This window comes from Paenibacillus ehimensis NBRC 15659, assembly GCF_004000785.1.
GTDB classification, from domain to species: domain Bacteria; phylum Bacillota; class Bacilli; order Paenibacillales; family NBRC-103111; genus Paenibacillus_G; species Paenibacillus_G ehimensis.
In genome coordinates this window covers 16,246-33,362 of the sequence record NZ_BILX01000072.1, presented here as the reverse complement: position 1 = coordinate 33,362, position 17,117 = coordinate 16,246, and the positions used below count along the sequence as shown (strand labels likewise).

13 protein-coding genes are annotated in these 17,117 nt (G+C 56.2%); 10 read left to right on the top strand and 3 right to left on the bottom strand.

Annotated features, from left to right (window positions below; translation table 11 throughout):
- Positions 1-67 precede the first annotated feature (67 nt).
- Positions 68-1,629 (top strand): IS3 family transposase gene (locus tag PEH01S_RS27910; protein WP_127489406.1). Its coding sequence is split into 2 segments (ribosomal slippage): positions 68-728 and positions 728-1,629, totalling 1,563 coding nucleotides; the frame shifts between segments, so codons are not numbered across the junction.
- Positions 1,630-1,719: 90 nt separating this feature from the next.
- On the opposite strand, the gene pdxK is transcribed toward PEH01S_RS27910, so the two are convergent.
- Complete coding sequence (pdxK, locus tag PEH01S_RS27905) at positions 1,720-2,529, bottom strand: pyridoxine/pyridoxal/pyridoxamine kinase (protein ID WP_127489404.1); 810 nt, start codon at positions 2,527-2,529, stop codon at positions 1,720-1,722.
- 111 nt (positions 2,530-2,640) lie between these two features.
- Positions 2,641-3,777, bottom strand: coding sequence for a glycerate kinase (locus tag PEH01S_RS27900; RefSeq protein WP_127489402.1), 1,137 nt, complete (start codon positions 3,775-3,777; stop codon positions 2,641-2,643).
- A 188-nt stretch (positions 3,778-3,965) separates the two neighbouring features.
- Here PEH01S_RS27900 and PEH01S_RS27895 point away from each other — a divergent pair, with 188 nt between their 5' ends.
- Together PEH01S_RS27895 and PEH01S_RS27890 are read left to right on the top strand one after the other, a co-directional pair.
- Positions 3,966-5,990 (top strand): penicillin-binding transpeptidase domain-containing protein, encoded by a 2,025-nt coding sequence (locus tag PEH01S_RS27895; protein WP_127489400.1) that lies wholly within the window; start codon positions 3,966-3,968, stop codon positions 5,988-5,990.
- Positions 5,991-6,148: 158 nt separating this feature from the next.
- Positions 6,149-7,090, top strand: a complete 942-nt coding sequence (locus tag PEH01S_RS27890) for a serine/threonine protein kinase (RefSeq protein ID WP_164828059.1) — start codon at positions 6,149-6,151, stop codon at positions 7,088-7,090.
- A gap of 606 nt (positions 7,091-7,696) precedes the next feature.
- Here PEH01S_RS27890 and PEH01S_RS27885 read toward each other — a convergent pair.
- Entirely contained in the window at positions 7,697-9,718 is a 2,022-nt protein-coding gene (locus PEH01S_RS27885) for a VWA domain-containing protein (RefSeq protein WP_127489396.1), read from the bottom strand.
- Between the two features lie 416 nt (positions 9,719-10,134).
- Between PEH01S_RS27885 and PEH01S_RS27880 the strand changes: the two genes are divergently transcribed.
- The 7 genes from PEH01S_RS27880 to PEH01S_RS27850 all read left to right on the top strand — a co-directional run bounded on the left by PEH01S_RS27880 (position 10,135) and on the right by PEH01S_RS27850 (position 17,116).
- Positions 10,135-12,306, top strand: coding sequence for a zinc-binding metallopeptidase family protein (locus PEH01S_RS27880; protein WP_025845887.1), 2,172 nt, complete (start codon positions 10,135-10,137; stop codon positions 12,304-12,306).
- Between the two features lie 122 nt (positions 12,307-12,428).
- Positions 12,429-12,854, top strand: a complete 426-nt coding sequence (locus PEH01S_RS27875; RefSeq protein WP_025845888.1) for a hypothetical protein — start codon at positions 12,429-12,431, stop codon at positions 12,852-12,854.
- Positions 12,855-12,943: 89 nt separating this feature from the next.
- Positions 12,944-13,387, top strand: a complete 444-nt coding sequence (locus PEH01S_RS27870; RefSeq protein ID WP_127489394.1) for a DnaJ domain-containing protein — start codon at positions 12,944-12,946, stop codon at positions 13,385-13,387.
- A gap of 27 nt (positions 13,388-13,414) precedes the next feature.
- Complete coding sequence (locus PEH01S_RS27865) at positions 13,415-13,966, top strand: FHA domain-containing protein (protein WP_127489392.1); 552 nt, start codon at positions 13,415-13,417, stop codon at positions 13,964-13,966.
- A 51-nt stretch (positions 13,967-14,017) separates the two neighbouring features.
- Complete coding sequence (locus PEH01S_RS27860) at positions 14,018-14,548, top strand: FHA domain-containing protein (RefSeq protein WP_025845892.1); 531 nt, start codon at positions 14,018-14,020, stop codon at positions 14,546-14,548.
- Complete coding sequence (locus PEH01S_RS27855) at positions 14,548-15,399, top strand: PP2C family protein-serine/threonine phosphatase (protein ID WP_036712664.1); 852 nt, start codon at positions 14,548-14,550, stop codon at positions 15,397-15,399. The genes PEH01S_RS27860 and PEH01S_RS27855 overlap by 1 nt, the downstream gene beginning before the upstream one ends.
- Before the next feature lie 7 nt (positions 15,400-15,406).
- Positions 15,407-17,116 (top strand): PP2C family protein-serine/threonine phosphatase, encoded by a 1,710-nt coding sequence (locus PEH01S_RS27850; protein WP_127489390.1) that lies wholly within the window; start codon positions 15,407-15,409, stop codon positions 17,114-17,116.
- Position 17,117 lies beyond the last annotated feature (1 nt).

Sequence of the window (17,117 nt, the reverse complement as noted above, 5' to 3'; positions counted from 1 at the left end):
TGATATGCTCCCCTTATGGTAGACAGGCTAAATAATAAAACCTGTCTACCATAAGGGGAGATTTTTCATGGCTAAAAAAAATCAATATAATGCAATGGAGAAGCTAGCCATCATACAGGAGCTTGAAACAGGCCGAGCTTCACTTGCAGGTATTGCTCAGAGATATAGTATTAGTAGAACAACCTTGAAGAAATGGCGACATCAATATAAATTGAACGGTTATGATGGTCTAGAGTCCCGAATTGGTAATCAACACTATCCAGAGGAACTTAAACTACAAGCTGTTCTGGATTATCTCTCGGGCAAGGGCTCACAGTATGAAATCATCGATAAATATAAGATAGCCAGCCGAACACAACTCCGAGATTGGATTAACAAGTATAATAGTCATAGCAGCTTAAAGTCTCGTAAACATGGGGGAAGAACAGCGACTATGACTAAAGGACGGCCTACAGATTGGAAAGAACGGATTGATATTGTCTTATACTGCTTATCCCAAAATCGTAATTACCAAGCCGCATCGGAGAAGTATCAGGTTTCATACCAACAAGTTTACCAGTGGGTTAAAAAGTATGAAACGGGCGGAGAAGATGCTCTAAAGGATGGTCGAGGGCGGAAAAAGGCACCTGAAGAGTTTGACGAATCTGACCAGCAAAAGCTTGCTATGAAGAAATTGGAGTATGAAAATGAACGACTTAGAGCGGAGAATGCATTCTTAAAAAAGCTACAGGAACTCGAAAGGAGGCGACGTTAAGCGGGCTTCGACAGGAGAACGTTTACCTGGCTATTCAAGCCGTTCAAAAGGAAGAGCGTATGACTGTAGTGTTGCTGTGTCAAATCGCAGGAATTCCGCGTTCAAGCTACTACAAATGGTTAAACCGAAAACCCAGCTCCCGTGAGCAGGAAAACCAACGACTCGCTCATGTTATGATTTCGTTGTACCAAAAGGTTGACGGCATCTTCGGATACCGTCAGTTAACCCTTCATTTACGCAAACAGACCAAACAACGGATTAACCATAAACGCATATACCGCCTTATGAAGCTAAAGGGAATCCAATCAGTTATCCGCAGAAAAAGAAAGAAATATATGCGTTCAACCCCACAACAAGTTGCTGAGAATCTGTTAAACCGTGAGTTTTATGCGAAAGCTCCAAATGAGAGATGGCTAACCGATGTAACGGAATTCAAATACGGCAACGGTCAGAAAGCGTATTTAAGCGCCATTCTAGACCTTTACGATAATACCATTGTCTCGTATGTTTTAGGACACTCCAATAACAATAGTCTTGTATTCCAAACAGTAAAATCGGCCTTACAAGCTGCGCCAGGCAGTGTACCTATGCTTCATAGTGATCGGGGCTTTCAGTACACCTCTGTCATTTTCAAGGAGTTATTCGAAGGAAAAATAACCCAAAGTATGTCCCGTGTTGGCAGGTGTATTGATAACGGACCCATGGAAGCGTTCTGGGGAACCCTTAAATGTGAAAAGTATTATTTACGCAAGTACAACACCTTCGAAGATCTAAAGAAAGACATTGATGCTTACATCTACTTTTACAATAACGAAAGGTTACAAGCCAAATTAAACGGCCTCAGTCCGATGGAATTCAGGACTAAGGCCGCCTAAAACATTTTTATTTTTTGTACTGTCTACTTGACGGGGTGCAGTTCAGACCGGAGACAGGCTCTTTGATATGAAGAAAAAACGATATACGGCTTACCCGAATTGGCGCAGCGCCGAATGGCGGGTCGGGCCGACAAAGCCGTTCAGCGGAAAGCCGTGCCGGATGGCCGCGCTAATGAACCTTTTGGCGGTGCCGACTGCTTCTTTGACGTCGGCGCCTTTGGCCAGCTCGGCCGCAATCGCCGCGGAGTACGTGCATCCGGCCCCATGCGTATAGGTGGTGGAAATTTTGTCCGATTCGTACAGCTCGAAAGCTTTTCCGTCATAAAGCAGGTCGACCGCTTGCGGATGATTCAGCTTCGCGCCGCCTTTGATCAGGACGTACTTGACGCCTGTCGCATGGATGATCTGCGCCGCTTCTTTCATGTCCTCCAGCGTTTGAATCGGTGGACGGTTCGCAAGCTGCGCGGCTTCGAACAAGTTCGGAGTGACGACGTCCGCGATCGGGACAAGCAGCTCCCGCAGCGCGACGGTCGATTCGGGATGGAGCGCCTCGTCGTTGCCTTTGCAGACCATCACCGGGTCCACAACGATGCGCTGCAGCCCTTTGCCTTTGAGCGTATGCGTGATGAGCTCGATCAGCTCGACGGAGCCGAGCATGCCCGTCTTGAGCGCATCGACGCCAATGCCGTCAAGCACGGTCTGCAGCTGGGCTTCGACGGTAGGCAAAGCGACCGGATGGACGCCGTGGTGCCATTGGTTGTTCGGGTCCATTGTGACGATTGTCGTCAGAACCGTCATCCCGTAGACGTCGCGTTCCTGGAACGTTTTCAAATCGGCTTGAATTCCGGCGCCGCCGCTTGTATCGGAGCCGGCAATGGTTAACGCTTTAGCTATGCTCATTGTACTTCTCTCCCCGGATGAATGAAGTTGCATTTATGACCTATCCTATCACGTTGGCGTAAAATTTCAATCGAAATTTCGCGGATTTCCCTAAAAAATGCCAAAAAATGACTATCTCCGCTCGGCGCCCCGCAGCAGGCGCATCATCTGGGCTACCGTCTCGCTTGCCCACTCCGCGGCGCGTTCGACCGCTTCCTGCAAGTCGCAAGGCTTACGGACGATGGAAAAAGCGGCCGTCAGCCCGAGCTCGTCCAGCTGCTCCGCAGGCAGCTCCAGACTGCCGCATAGGGCGACCACGGGCACCCCTGCGTCCCGGGCCTTGCGGCAGATGCCCGCAATCGCTTTGCCGGACAGCGTCTGTGCGTCCAGCCGGCCTTCGCCGGTGATAATCCAGTCGGCGTCCCGAAGCTGCGCTTCGAACTTCGCCTTCTCCAGCACGATGTCGATGCCGGAACGAAGCTCCGCCCCGAGGAACGCATGCAGCCCGGCCCCCATGCCGCCGGCCGCGCCGCCGCCGGGCAGCGTAAGCACGTCGATGCCGGTCTGCCGGCGAACGACGTCGGCCCACTGCCGCAGCGCCTGGTCCAGCGCTTGCGTCATGTCCGGCGTCGCGCCCTTCTGCGGGCCGAAGACGGCGGAAGCGCCCTCCGGCCCGCAGAGCGGGTTGCGGACGTCCGTCGCCGCCACGAAGCGGCATTCCGCGAGGCGCGGGTCCATGCCGGAGGCGTCGAAGCCGGCGAGCCCGGCGAGCGCTCCGCCTCCCGGAGGCAACGGGACGGCGTCCGCTCCGTACCACCGGACGCCGAGCGCCTCCAGCATGCCCGCCCCGCCGTCGTTCGTCGCGCTGCCGCCGAGCCCGATGAAGAACTGCCGGCATCCGCGGTCCAAGGCGGCCCGAATCAGCTCGCCCGTCCCGTAGGAGGAGGCGGCAAGAGGGTTGCGCCGCGCTTCGGGAACGAGCGGCAGCCCGGACGCCTGGGCCATCTCGACGATGGCGGTGCCGTCCTTCAGGATGCCGTAGACGGCCGTGACCGGCTCTCCGAGCGGCCCGCGAACCTGCACTTCCACCCGGGTCCCGCCGCAAGCATGCACCAGGCTGTCCACCGTGCCTTCCCCGCCGTCCGCGACCGGAAGCTCGACGATGTCGGCGTCCGGGACGACGCTCCGAATGCCGGAGCTCACGGCTCCGCACAGCTGCAGAGCGGACAGCGAGCCTTTGAACGAATCCGGCGCAATCACGATTTTCATGTGCGATTCCTCCGTAAATCCATAGAATAAGACGATTATACCACCGCGCCAAAAGCCGCATCCAACATTTCCAGCCGGTTCCGGTCAGCGTTTCGTAAGGGAAATATCAGGAAGCTATCCGTTCTCCTTCCGCCTGCGCTTGGTTACAATGGAAACGAGTGGATAGAGAGAGAGAGGGAGTGCTGAGATTGACCCGTCGAACTGTTGTGAGGGGCGCCGGATGGGGCGTCCTGTTTGTCGCGCTGCTGCTGGCGCTCGCGGCCTGCAAGCCGGAGATGAAGCCGCCGGAAGAGGTGATGGACACGTTCGTCGCCGCTTGGCAGAAAAGAGATTACGCAGCTATGTATCCCAGCTTGACGAACCATGTGAAAGAATCCGTCACGCAAGAGGCGTTCGTCAGCAGGCATCAAAACATTTATGAAGGAATCGGATTAACGGAGCTGAATATCACGGCGGCGCCGACGGAGAAAGACCCGAATGCGAAGACGGATCAAATTCGGTATAAGCTGCATGTGGAAATGAAGACGTCGGCCGGACCGATCGAGTTCAACCAGACGGCGACGCTCCGCAAGGAAGAACGCGCCTGGGGAGTGGACTGGTCTTCGTCGTTTCTATTTCCGCAGCTCAAGGACACGGACAAGGTTCGCGTGCAGACGCTCCCGGCAAAGCGGGGAGAAATTCTCGACCGCCAAGGCCATGGGCTGGCCATCAACGAGGATCAATGGGAGGTCGGCCTCGTGCCCGAAAAAATGGCCGAGCCGTCCGACGAGTCCGTGAGCAAGCTGGCGACACTGCTAAGCTTGAAGCCGGAGGACATCCGGGCGAAGCTCGGCGCTTCGTGGGTGAAGCCGGAGCTTTTTGTCCCGATCGCGCTTATTCCCAAAGGCGATCCGCGGGAGAACGAGCTGCTTACGGTTCAAGGGACGGCTTACCGGACGAAGCGGGTACGCTCGTACCCGCTCGGCGCGGCGGCGGCTCATTTGACGGGCTACATCGGCAAGCTGAACGAGCGGGAGCTGGAGAAGCGCAAGGATCAAGGCTACCGGCCGGACGACTGGGTCGGTAAAACCGGGCTGGAGCTGACGCTGGAGGACCGGCTGCGCGGCCGGGACGGCCAGCGCATTTACATTACCGATGCGGAGGGCCGGGACAAGGCGACGCTCCTCAAGCGTGATCCGGTGGACGGCGAAGACGTGAAGCTGACGATCGATACCGGCATACAGCGGGCGATGTACCGGGAGCTGGAGAACGATGCGGGAGCAGGGGTGGCGATGCAGCCGCTGACCGGCGAGCTGCTCGCGCTGGTAAGTACCCCGTCTTACGATCCGAACCTCTGGATCTCGGGCATTTCGGCCGAGCAGTGGAAGCAGTGGACGGAGAATCCGGACAAGCCGCTGTTCAACCGATACGCCAGCGCTTACGCACCCGGGTCGGCGTTCAAGCCGATCACGGCGGCCATCGCTTTGGAGCAGGGGGCACTCGATCCGAATGAAGAGAAATCGATTACCGGGAAGCAGTGGAAAAAGGATACGTCGTGGGGGAACTACTACGTGACGAGGGTATCCGCGGCGGTGAGCGCAGTGAATCTGGCGAAGGCGCTGATGTATTCGGACAACATCTATTTCGCCCAGGTGGCGCTCGGTCTGGGAGCGGAGCGCTTCGAGAAGGCCGCCGGCAAGTTCGGATTCGGCGAGAAGCTGCCGCTGCCGCTGGCGGTCGACGTCTCGTCGCTGTCGAACGCAGGCATCAAAAAGGAGATTTTGTTGGCCGACTCCGGCTACGGTCAAGGGGAGGTCGTCATGTCGCCGCTGCATGTGGCGGATGCGTATACGGTCTTCGTGAACGGCGGCAATATGATCAAGCCGGTGCTCGAATATGACGGCCGGACGACCGGCGAAGTGTGGAAAAGCGGGCTGATCCGCCCCGAGGTGAGCCGCATGCTGACGGAGCAGATGAAGGAAGTCATTCAGAATCCCGCGGGCACCGGCCGTGCAGCGAGGATCGACGGGCTGACGCTGGCAGGCAAGACCGGTACGGCCGAGCTGAAGCAAAAGAAAGGCGAATCCGGGCAGGAGAACGGCTGGTTCGTCGCTTACGATACCGACAAGCCGAAGCTGCTCGTCGCTTTGATGGTGGAGAAGGTGGAGGCGAGGGGCGGCAGTCATCACCTTGCCGGGACAATCAAGGCCTTGTTCCGGGGCTTCGCGATGTAAGCAGCCGGTGCCGCCCTCTGTGGAGCCTTCGCATCCGTACGACCGGCGAAAATCCAATGCTTCCCAATTTCGGTTCTTGTGATAAGATGGGGAAGGGGCTTGCGGGCCCGCGCCTCAACCGAATCAAGGCGAATGTTCGAAACGAAGGAGCAGATTGGATGACCCGAGACCTCGATGACGTGTGCCTTCAGCGGCATACGCTGCTAAAAGGCGGTGCCTACCGGATCGAAGAACGGCTCGCTTCCAGCGAGCTGTCCATCGTTTACATCGGCAGTCCGGCCGAGGGAGAAGGGAAGCTGGCGATCAAGGAGTTTTATCCCGGAAGCCTGGCTTTAAGAGATATGGACGGGAAGACGGTTTTATGCCGCCGTCCTTCGAGCCGCCGGAAGTTTGACGGACTGAACGATGCCTTCCGGAGGGAAGCTTCGGTTCTAAGCCGGCTCCGGCATCGACATATCGTCGAATATATCGACCATTTCGAAGAAAACGGGACGAGCTATTTGGTAACCCGTTATTGTCCGGGCAAGCCGCTCGCGGACTTGATCCGGGAGGAGAAGCCTTCGGCGGCGTATTTGATCCGGAATGTGCTGCTGCCGCTTCTGGATACGGTGGACTTCATTCACCGGCAAGGTATCCTTCACCGGGATTTGAAGCCCGGGAATATGATGATTTCCGAAGAAGGCGAGCCGGTACTGCTGGATTTCGGTTCGGCCGTTTCGCTCGCCGAGCCGGACGTCCGTCCGATTTTTACAACGGCCGGCTTCTCCCCGCTGGAGCTGTATTCGGAGAAGGCCCGGCAAGGGAAAAAGGCCGATCTGTTCAGCGCCGCCGCCATTTTATATTACAGCTTCACCGGGCGCGTGCCGGCGGACGTATCCGAGCGGTTGATCGAGGACCGCATGGAAAGCGCAAGAACCGCGAACCCGGAGGTCGGCCTGCTGCTGTCGGGCATGATCCGATGGGGGCTTGCCGTTGAGCCGCGCAGAAGATGCCCGTCGCTGACGCTGCTTAAGGCCGCATTGCGGCTGGAGTACGTGCGCTTGAAAGCCGGGAAGCGGCGGAACCGCTTGGAGCCGCCCTCGGCCGTGTCCGAAAAATAGCGGAACTGAGAGGATCCTATTTGGTTCATTGGCCCGGTCTGCCTCCGCTTAGAGGAACCGAGGTGCCTTATCGCTGCTTCGCAGGCATTGTGCAATATTTTTCGACAAGGATAGGGTGTTCCGAGTTCCGCTATGTTCCGAGAGAAAGCGCAAGAATGTCGGATAGCGCATCGTGGTTCCTCTAAACTTTTGGGGTTCAACCGACCGCCTCGCAGCGCCGAAACGCGCGCTTGGGATTAACGCTTTGGAAGCGGCCAAAAGGGCATGCAAATTCCTCCCCGCAACATAGCGGCAGTTCTGGCCGAATGATCCGGGAAAAGAACGGCAGCTTCCGCCCGAATGTCGCGGAGCGCGAGGAAAGACATGCGGCTTCCGCCCGAATATCGTGGGCACGAGGATTGGCAGACAGCTTCTGCCCGAAATTCCCGAGGGTTAACCGGCCCGGCAGATGGCGCATGGGGGCTGACCAGCTGCGTGCAGCGCCTCAGCGCTCACCGAGAGAGCGTGCATTAGCCCGAATGCTCCGCGAAGAGAGAATAGCGACTCGACGCGTCTCCCGAATCATCCAGCCCTCCCCGCGATTTAACGGCAAAAACCCAACCCCCGTTACAGGGCGTTGGGTTTTACTTCTTTATACCGCAGCTCGATTTCCGTCAAACGGTCCTCGAACGTAATGTAGATTTTCTCGTTGTAGCCGATCGATTCCTTTTTGTTGCGGGGGATCGGCGTCCGGCCTTTTTCAATTGTACAGCGCGTGTTGTGCCGGAGCAGGATCGTGCCGTTCTTCCCGGCTTCGACGATGATGCGCTCCGCCTCCGGCAACGGCTCGTTGACGTCGAGGCTGGCGAACAGCTCGCGCAGACTGATCTGCCGCTTTTCGAACGAAGCGAGCGGCCAATACTTGACTGGAATGTCGCTGCCGCTCGCCGTATTGAGGAAGTAGCCTTCCAGCCTTCCGGCAAAGCGGGGCTTCGGACGAAGCAGCCAATAGACGGCCCAAGCGGCCAGCAGCACGGCGAGCACGATGCTCGCGATGACCAAATAGCGCTGCACGACGGAGTGCACGTTGATGACGAGGTCCGAGGTGACGGAGGCTCCTTCCGGGTCCGTTACCGTCATCGTCAGGACCGCTTTGCCGGCGTGCATGGAAGCGACGGTTAACGTATCGCCGTCCACCGCAAAGTCGGCCAGCTTGGCGTTGCTGTTAGAGGCGATCGTATAGTTCAGCTTGTCCTGATTTGCATCGCGAAAATAGTTCTTAAGATCTATTTTGGCGTCTCCGTCTTCCTTCGTCAGCTCGATGGCTCCGCTGCCGACCGCTTCGGGCGCCGTGTTCGCGATATCCAGCTCGCTGACCGCCGTTTCCCGGTAAAAATCCGCTCCGTTCAGAAACACGCGGGCTTGATATTTGCCGGAGTGAGGGAAGACGGTCTGCGCTTCGAAGCCGTTGCCGTTCAGCTTCATCGGCGTTCGTTCTTCTTTATTTGTCTGCAGGTCTTTCACGATCAGCTCGGCCTTCATCGATTGGTACACGTCGGCGTCGGCCAGCTTGGTTCCGTCCGCTTGGTGAAGCAGGAAGGCGGAGACGGCCGACGGCACGCCCTTGACCGGCTGGGCAAGCTCCATCCCCGCCTTGAGGCCGTAGTTGCCGAGCAGGCTGATTTTCACGAAATCCCCGGGCCTTGCTTTGAATTTCAGCAGAAAGGCGCCCTTTTGCGGTTGGGGAATTTTCAGCAGCGAGTATTTGTCCGATTTCACGAACCGGATATTTTTCGAATTGTAATACAGATGCGTTTCGGCGATCGGATGCTCCGACAGCAGCACGATATTGGCTTCGTTCATGCTGCCGTTCGGAATATTGACCGTCACTTCCTGCAGCTCCCCGGTGGCTGTAACAGCCGCGACGGGGACGAGCACGGAGCGGATTTGCTTGGCGAAAATGTTGTTGAAGATTTCCGGCAGATCGCCCGCGCTTTCCGTGATGAACGACGTGCCTCCCGTTTTGGCGGCAATCGCTTCGAGCTGCGGCGCGTTGACCGAGCCGTCGTGATTCAGCCCGACGGTGTAGATCGGGTAGCCCTTCGCCTGCGCCTCCCCGATTACGCGCTCCACGTCTTTGTTCGAATCCTCGACCGATCTTCCCGTAAAAATAGGTCCAAAGTCCGTGCCGCCATCCGACAGCAGAATCATAAACGGACGTCCGCCGCCTTTACCGCTCCCGACAAGCTCCGCCCCCTTGCCCAGCCCGAGGCCGAGATCCGTATAGCCGGAAAAACGCAGCTCCGCGATTTTCTTTTTGAGCAGATTTTTCTGCTCCTCCTGAGTCAGCGGGGCGAGCGGCTGGGCCTCGACGATTTTATGGTTGTAGGCGACAAACCCGACTTGGGTGCGGGCCGCCTCGCTCATGTCCATAAACATTTTGATGACTTCCGCAGCGATCCGGTCCCGGTCCGTCGCGTTCATCGAATAACTGACGTCCATCACGAACACCGCGTCGAATCCCGGATTCGAATCGCCTTCGGCAAACGCCGGTCCGAACGGGACGAACAGCAGCGCCAGCATGACAGCGATCGCCAAAATTGGCAGCCCGCCCGGGACGCGCTTTCTTGTATGCATTTCCCCAACCATCGAAAACTCACCCTTCATTTGTGAAATGTGTGAAAAAACACCAAAACTGCTATAAACTATCGGCGTGACTCGACCGAAAAATTAATACAGCGACAAATAGTAAAAAAATACAGATTTGTTAAGTTCGACACATTTTTGAAGGGGAGATGATGAAAAAGGGAATGAAAGGATGGGTTTATATGGTTAATTCAGCATATAACAGAAGGGCCAAAAAATAAATGTATTTGCACGAAAATGGGAAAAAAGTACTTGATTGTCTAGGATAAAATAACTATAAATATCCATAGTTGACAAAATAAAACATTAGACTCTATGATTAGACCTGTGTTTTCGGCCTTCATCCAAAAATGCTCGGAAAGGAGTAGGCTATAAGAATCATGCGCCGGTTCCGGCAAGTTTTTATAGCCGACAGCTCAATGGACATCATCAATCAAACGAACCGAACCATGCTCTTCGAAGAGATCAACCCGGAAAAGCTCGATCTCGTCACGATCGTCGGGGACGTCAGAGGCATCGACAGCTTAAGCGACGACAAGATCAAGGAGATCAACCAGCATCTGCTCGTGCGCAGCTTCGACGAGTTTTTGGACAAGTTTTCGCCGACCGTGTACTCGTTTTTCAATGCGGCCAACCAGAAGGTCATGTACACGCTCAAGAAGCCGGAAGGGATTTCCGAGGACAGCATTTCGGAGATCAAGATCGACCAAAGCAACGATTTTCTGAAAATGCTGTTCACGCTGATCGACACGAAGCGCAGCCAAGGCATCCCTAACGTGGACTTCAAGTTCGAGAACCTGCTCGACATGATTTCCCCGAAAAAAGTGATGGACGACATCCGCCAGGTGCGCAAGGAAATCCATTATTTGTACGGGCAATACGACAAGCTGGACGACGGCGATCCGAAAAAGCTGGACCTCGGGGACAAGCTCAACATCATGTTCGAGGACGCCAGCAAAAACTACAACAACGTCATGGCGATGCTTCCGCTGGCGATCGAAGACATCAAGACCCGTCTTCTGCTCGGAGGGGCGCAGGAAGAGAACGAATCCGAGGCGATCCAGATCGGGATGCTGATGATCGGCGATTCCGGCGAGCTGAAAATTATCGAAGCGCCGAAAGCGGATACGATGCAGCTGATGATCGCGGACGACAGCAGCACGAACGGTCTGATCAACGTATTCGAGGACGATTACGAGTCCGTGTCGGATACACCGTCCGCTTACGTCAAAGACCTGGTCGTGCGGACGTTCTGCCCGCTGCCTGCGGTGCAAAGCGAGATCGATGTCGAGAAGGAAGTGCAGAACTACAACACGTATCTGGAGTTCTACAAGAACGCCAAGGACGAGTTCGTGAAGACCGTCAAGCCTTTGGTGGAAAAGTTATTGGGCATCAAAATGTTCTTCGACCAATACTCCACCAAAAACAAAGGCATGCAGCCTTCGATGCTGATCACGAACACCAAGCTGGACATGATCGTGAAAAGCAGCAACATTCCGAGGCTGGAAACGTATCTGAACACGGTCAACTCGAAGAACGATTTCACCGACACGATCTGGTTCGGCATCGTTCCTTCGGTACAGCTCGATTCCTCCGGCGCTTCGAAGGTAACCCGGGAACGCTTCCGAGGCAACGAAAAGGTCGCCAAGCAGGACGGCAACACGATGGAATCGCTCACCATGCTGCTCCAGGTGATCAAGGACTTCAAAGTGCAGGTGTTCTTCAGCTTCGAGACCGGCGAAGAAACGACGTTCAACAGTATGGCGACCGCCGGCATCGACAAGTATATCGACAAATGCGCCTTGCTGGTCCGCAAGGAATACAGCGAGTTCGCGGTGCCGTGCGTGCCGAACTTCACGATTATTCCGAAGGACAAGTCCGGGGTCGTCATCGACAGCAAAATGCTGCAGACCGAGGACGGCGGCGTGAAGCTGTCGCAGGAGAAGGAAGACATTCTGAAGCTGTGGATTGAAGGCGTCTACGTCGGCGCAGCCTATGTGGCGGCGGGGATCGTGGCGGCTTACCAGTGCCCGGAATATTTGCGCGAATCGTTCAAGACGGTAAGCCGGGAGTTCCCGGGCGTGCGCTTCGATATCGAGGCCGGGGAGAACGGACTGCGGGCGGTTACGACGATGGCCAAGGAAATTTCCGGCTTCACGAACAACATCAAGGACTCGATCAACCGGAAAAACTTCGGCTTCGTGTTCTCTTCCGAGAACGCGCAGCTGCAGGGCAAGGATATCAAGCGCATTACCGTCTACAAGGCGAGAAGCCTTGCGTCGACCGATGACGGCTTCGATTCGATCTACAAGACGCTGGTCAGCACGTACATTGAGCGCATCCTGCGCTTCCAGACCGGCGACTTCAAACACGACAACATCGTTAAATTTTTCAGCAACAATCCGAGCAGCCAGAAGAGCAAATGGCTTAGCACGCGGGGATACGTCAACTCGATTATCCAAGACGGCGACGACATGAGCTACATTATCGACGATAAGAGCAACCTGTGCCATATCGACCTGGTGTTCAACGGCAACGTGAAGAACCTTGAGGTGATGATCACGAAAGGGACCACCCCGGTTAAAGCGTAACGATGCTGAACAAACTTATGCGGTTGCTAAGGGAGAGCATTCGCAAGCTCCCCTTTCAACATAAATCCCGTCAGCGCCAGACGCTGTCGGGGACCATACTTACCTTAAGGGAGGATTTATCAATGGGCTTCAGGCTGAAAGTAGAAGGCGCAGAAACAATCGAACTGGGCATGGACAACATTCAATCGGTGATTTACGACACGGATACGCCGAACGACTCCAACGCGAGATCGACCGACGTAGGCGCGTTCCTGAAAATCTCCGGCAAAATCATCACCGCAACGGACGGCGACAGCGCCGACGACACGATGAAGCTTGCTTTGTGGTCGCTCGTACCGGCCGAGAAGTCCGACTGCTACCGCAAAGTGACGCTGGAAGTCATCGCTGCGAGCCAAGTGGTGCGCAAAATTTACTTCCCGAACGCGTTCGTCGTGGATTACCAAGAGCGCTTCGGCGACACCGAAGGCGTAGGCACATTCACGCTCTTCATCAAGCAAAAGAAAGACAAAACGGAATTCGCCACAATCGAAGGCGGATACGCCGTATAATCGGCTTGACCGGTTATTGCAAGCCACAGGAGTTAAGGGGCCGCTTCGCCCCTTAACTTTCTCCATTTCCGGCGGTAAGGATGGATCCGATGAACAATTACTATGAGATTCTGGAGGTCGAACGCAGCGCCTCCCCCGAAGAAATCAAGAAGGCCTACAAGCGGCTCGCCAAGCTTCATCATCCCGACGCCAACGGCGGCAGCAAGCAGGCGGAGCTGAAGTTCAAGCAAGTGACCGAAGCGTATCAGACCTTGTCCGACGCGTCGGCGAGGCAAGCCTACGACGAACGTCTGGACCGCAAGAAGGAAGGAAAAGCCGGCTCGTCATCCGGCGCCGGCACCCAAGCGAAGGAGCGGCGCGCCGAAAGCGGCCAGCCCCATGTTGACCTGAAAGATATGGAAAAGCAGTTCGAGCGTTTTTTCGGCTATCATCCCAAAAGCGGGGAAGCCGGGATCAAGAACAAGAACGAGACGAAAAATCCGGTCGACACGACGGCCATGTTCGAAAAATATTTTGGCATCCGAAAAAAATAAGCACATCCTGTTCCAACGGGGGAACCAATGTTGAGCGAAAAAAAATCCGTATGGGTAACCGTAGTCAACGTGCTGATCGCGCTGGTCGCGGCTTTTACCCTGGTTTATACGTATATATGGAACGATAACGTCGCCCTGAGGCTGTTCGTTGCCGTCTTTTTCATCATCGGCTTGACGGGGTTGGCTTGGCGAAAGTACGGGAGGACGACTGCGTCGGCACCCGAAGCCAAGAAGGAACCGGCGATTACGAAGCTGGCGCTGCTTGGCGATGACGGCGAACGGATCAAGGAGTGGTACATTCACGGGGAGACGTCGCTCCTGATCGGGAGAAGCTCTTCCGATCTCGAGGTGCAGATCGACTTGTCGGGTACCGAGTATGCCGCTCTGGTCAGCAAGCAGCACGCGGTGCTGAATTATGCTTCCGGCAACTGGTATATCGAAGACCTCGACTCCAGCAACGGCGTCGGCATCAGGAAACGCGGCGAAAGCGGCAAGCGGCTGCTGAACGGCGACGCGCCCGAGCCAGTGCATTCGGGCGATACGCTTTACATTGCCAATACGAGGCTGTTGGTCAAGTAAGGCATTTCGGCTTTGAGCTTTGAGAAGAAGCAGACGGGGGAATGGATATCCATGAGTTTGACAAGATGCGCCAACGGACACATGTTCAGTACGAGAAAGCACGGCAGCGTATGCCCCTATTGCAGCATGGTCGTGGAGCCGGCTTCCAAAGCCGAGGGCAAGAAAGCGGCAAGAGTCCAAGAGGACGAAAAAACGATGCCTTATTTGGGAGAGTCCGAAGGCATCGAGCCGGTGACCGGGTGGCTGGTCTGTATCGAAGGGCCGCAGCAAGGGCAAGATTACCGGATCATGGCGGAAAAAAATTTCATCGGCCGGGCCGAGGACATGCATATCCGGATTATCGGGGACAACACGATCTCCCGCCGGAATCACGCGGTCGTCGTATACGACCCGAAGAAACGGAACTTTTTCCTGCTGCCGGGCGATGCGTCGGGGCTTGCATACCATAACAACGAAGCGGTCTACACGCCGGTCGAATTAACCGCGTACGACGTCGTGCAGCTCGGCCAAAGCAAGTTTCTGTTCATTCCGTTATGCGGAGTGCACTTCGAGTGGGACCAAGATCAATCGGGTAAGGAATGATGAGCATGCCGGAACAACACGAATGGTTGCCCTATGTCATTGTCTGGGCCTGTGCCTGCACCCTTGTGGTCTTGTTCCGCATCAGGAGAGGCCTGCTTCATCAGGACGGCGCCGCTCCGAAGCTTGAGATCGGCAACGGACAGACGATCGGGGCGCGCGAGGAGCAGGACGACTATTTCTCCACCTTCGTCAGCCCGCACGGGACGATCGCCGTTCTGGCCGACGGCATCAGCGGACTGTCGGGAGGCAGGGCGGCGAGTACGGCTGCCGTGACGACGTTCGTCAAGCAGTTTCTCAAGCTGGAGCATATTCGGGAGCTTCCCGAGTTTTTTGCGAATGCGGCGGCAGCGAGCAATGCGGAAATCATGCGCACCCTGAAAGGGGCGCAGGGAGGAACGACGCTGGTCGCCGTTGTCGTGGAAGGCGGCAACCTTCACTGGGGCGCGGTGGGGGACAGCGTCATCAAAATTTTCCGGAACGGGGACTTCATTGACGTCAATCAGAAGCATATTCTGGAATCGGTGCTGGAGGAACGCTACGTATCCGGGGAAATTACGAGGGATGAAGCGCTGGACAGTCCGATGAAGAATCAACTGGTCAACTACTTGGGCTATGAAGGCTTCAAAAATATCGAGATCGGCGCGGAGCCCGTCCGGCTGCAAAAGAGGGATAAAGTGATCCTGTGCAGCGACGGGGTGTACAATACGCTCACGGAAGTGGAGCTGGAGGACATACTGTCCAAGCCGATTCCCGCCTACGACGCCGCCCAGGAAATCATCGAAGCGATCGAGCGGAAGCAGCTCGCGCACCAAGACAATGCGACCGTCGTGATTTTGGAAAAAGGCTGGTAGAAACCCGATGCGTAAGGAAAACAGCGACTTCAAAACAAGCTTTCTATCCGAGGCGGGGACGTTTATCCGCAACAAGGATTATTTTGCGTTTACGGAGCAGGACGACAAAGCCTGCTATGTGATTGCCAGAGGGCTCGACTCCGATACGGAGAAGGAAAGCGCCGAGTTGGCCGTCAAGAGCGTGCTTGGCAGCTTTCTCGACAAGCCGACGCTCTCCCGCCGGAAGCTGAAACGGTATTTGTGGGAAGCGCACGAATTGCTGCAGGTCGAAAGCCGCCGGGTCCGGCGTAAGGTCAGTCTGACGCTGGTCGCTACGGACTACACCCGAATGGTGTGGGCGGTGGCCGGGAATACCCGGCTGTATCAATTTCGCAATGGAAGGCTGCATACGAAAAGCAAGGATCAGAGCTTGTCGCGGTCGATGGCCGAGGCGGGAGAGCTGTCGGAGGATCGGCTGGACAAGCACGAGGAACGGCACAATCTGCTGTGGTATATGGGGAAGCCGGGCGCTTTCGAGCCGTTCGTTTCCAAGAAGACGCCGCTGTCCGAGGGCGATGTTCTGCTGCTCTGCACGCCCGGCTTATGGGAGAACGTAGACGGCGCGGAGATGCTGGATGCGCTGGAAGAGGTCAAGGAGCCGGCGGAGCTTGTCGACACGCTGGAGGATGTGCTGCTCAGCCGGCAGAACAAGCAAGTGCCGAATTACACGGCTGCGGCGGTTTATGTCAACAAAGTGTTCAAGGAAGACCCGAAGAAGAAATGGAAAATCGTAAAAAAGATCGCATTGGTGCTGATTCCTCTCCTGCTGCTGGGAGGAGGAGCCTATTTATATACATACAAGACCGCCAAGGCTAAAGCGGAGGCGGCGGCCGCCATCTTCGAGCGTGAAAAAAGCGGCGACGAGGCGGTGCAGGAGAAGGATTATCCGAACGCGGTCAAGGAGTACAGCGAAGCGCGCAATGCGGCGATCAAGGTGAGCGACGTCGTCCATATGCGGCTCATCGGCAAAAAGCAAAAGACGGCGCAGCTCATCGTGGACGGGGACGGCTCCTTCAAAGACGGGAATTATGCCAAGGCGCTCGAGAGCTACGAGAAGGCGCAGAAGGAAGCCAAGCAGCAAAGCATATACGATGAGAAGGATCTGGAGGCCAAAATCGCCAAAGCCCGCACCTATCAGCAAATTACGGAGCTGATGAAGCAGGGGGATCAGAAGCTGCAGGCGCAGGATTACGAAGGCGCCAAGGAAACCTACGCGAAAGCGAAAAAGGAAGCGCAGCAGGCCGATTTCGCCAGCGGGGAAAAGGAGCTGGCGGCGAAGCTGGAAGCGGCGGATGCGAAGATCGCCGGCGTGTTTAAAGAGAAGAAGCTGCTGGACGCCGACAAGCTGGAGAAGAAGGGCGACCAGAGCTATACGGCGCAGTCTTACGAGCAGGCCGTAACCTCCTACGCGATGGCGCAGGAGATTTATCAGGAGATCGGCATGCTGGAGAAGGTGCTCGGCGTCGAGCGGAAAATCTCGAAGGCCGAGGAGAAGCTGAATCCGCCTCCGCAGCCGGCTGGAGCCGACGGAGCAGCGGGAGGCGGCGGGCGCGCCCCGGCAGGTCAAGGGGCGGGCGAAGCAGGCGCGGCAAGCCAAGGGGCTGCGGGCCAAGACGGAGCCAAAGCGGCGGCGGGAAGCGGCGGACAAGCCGAGAAGACCGAGGGAGGAGGCAAGTGAG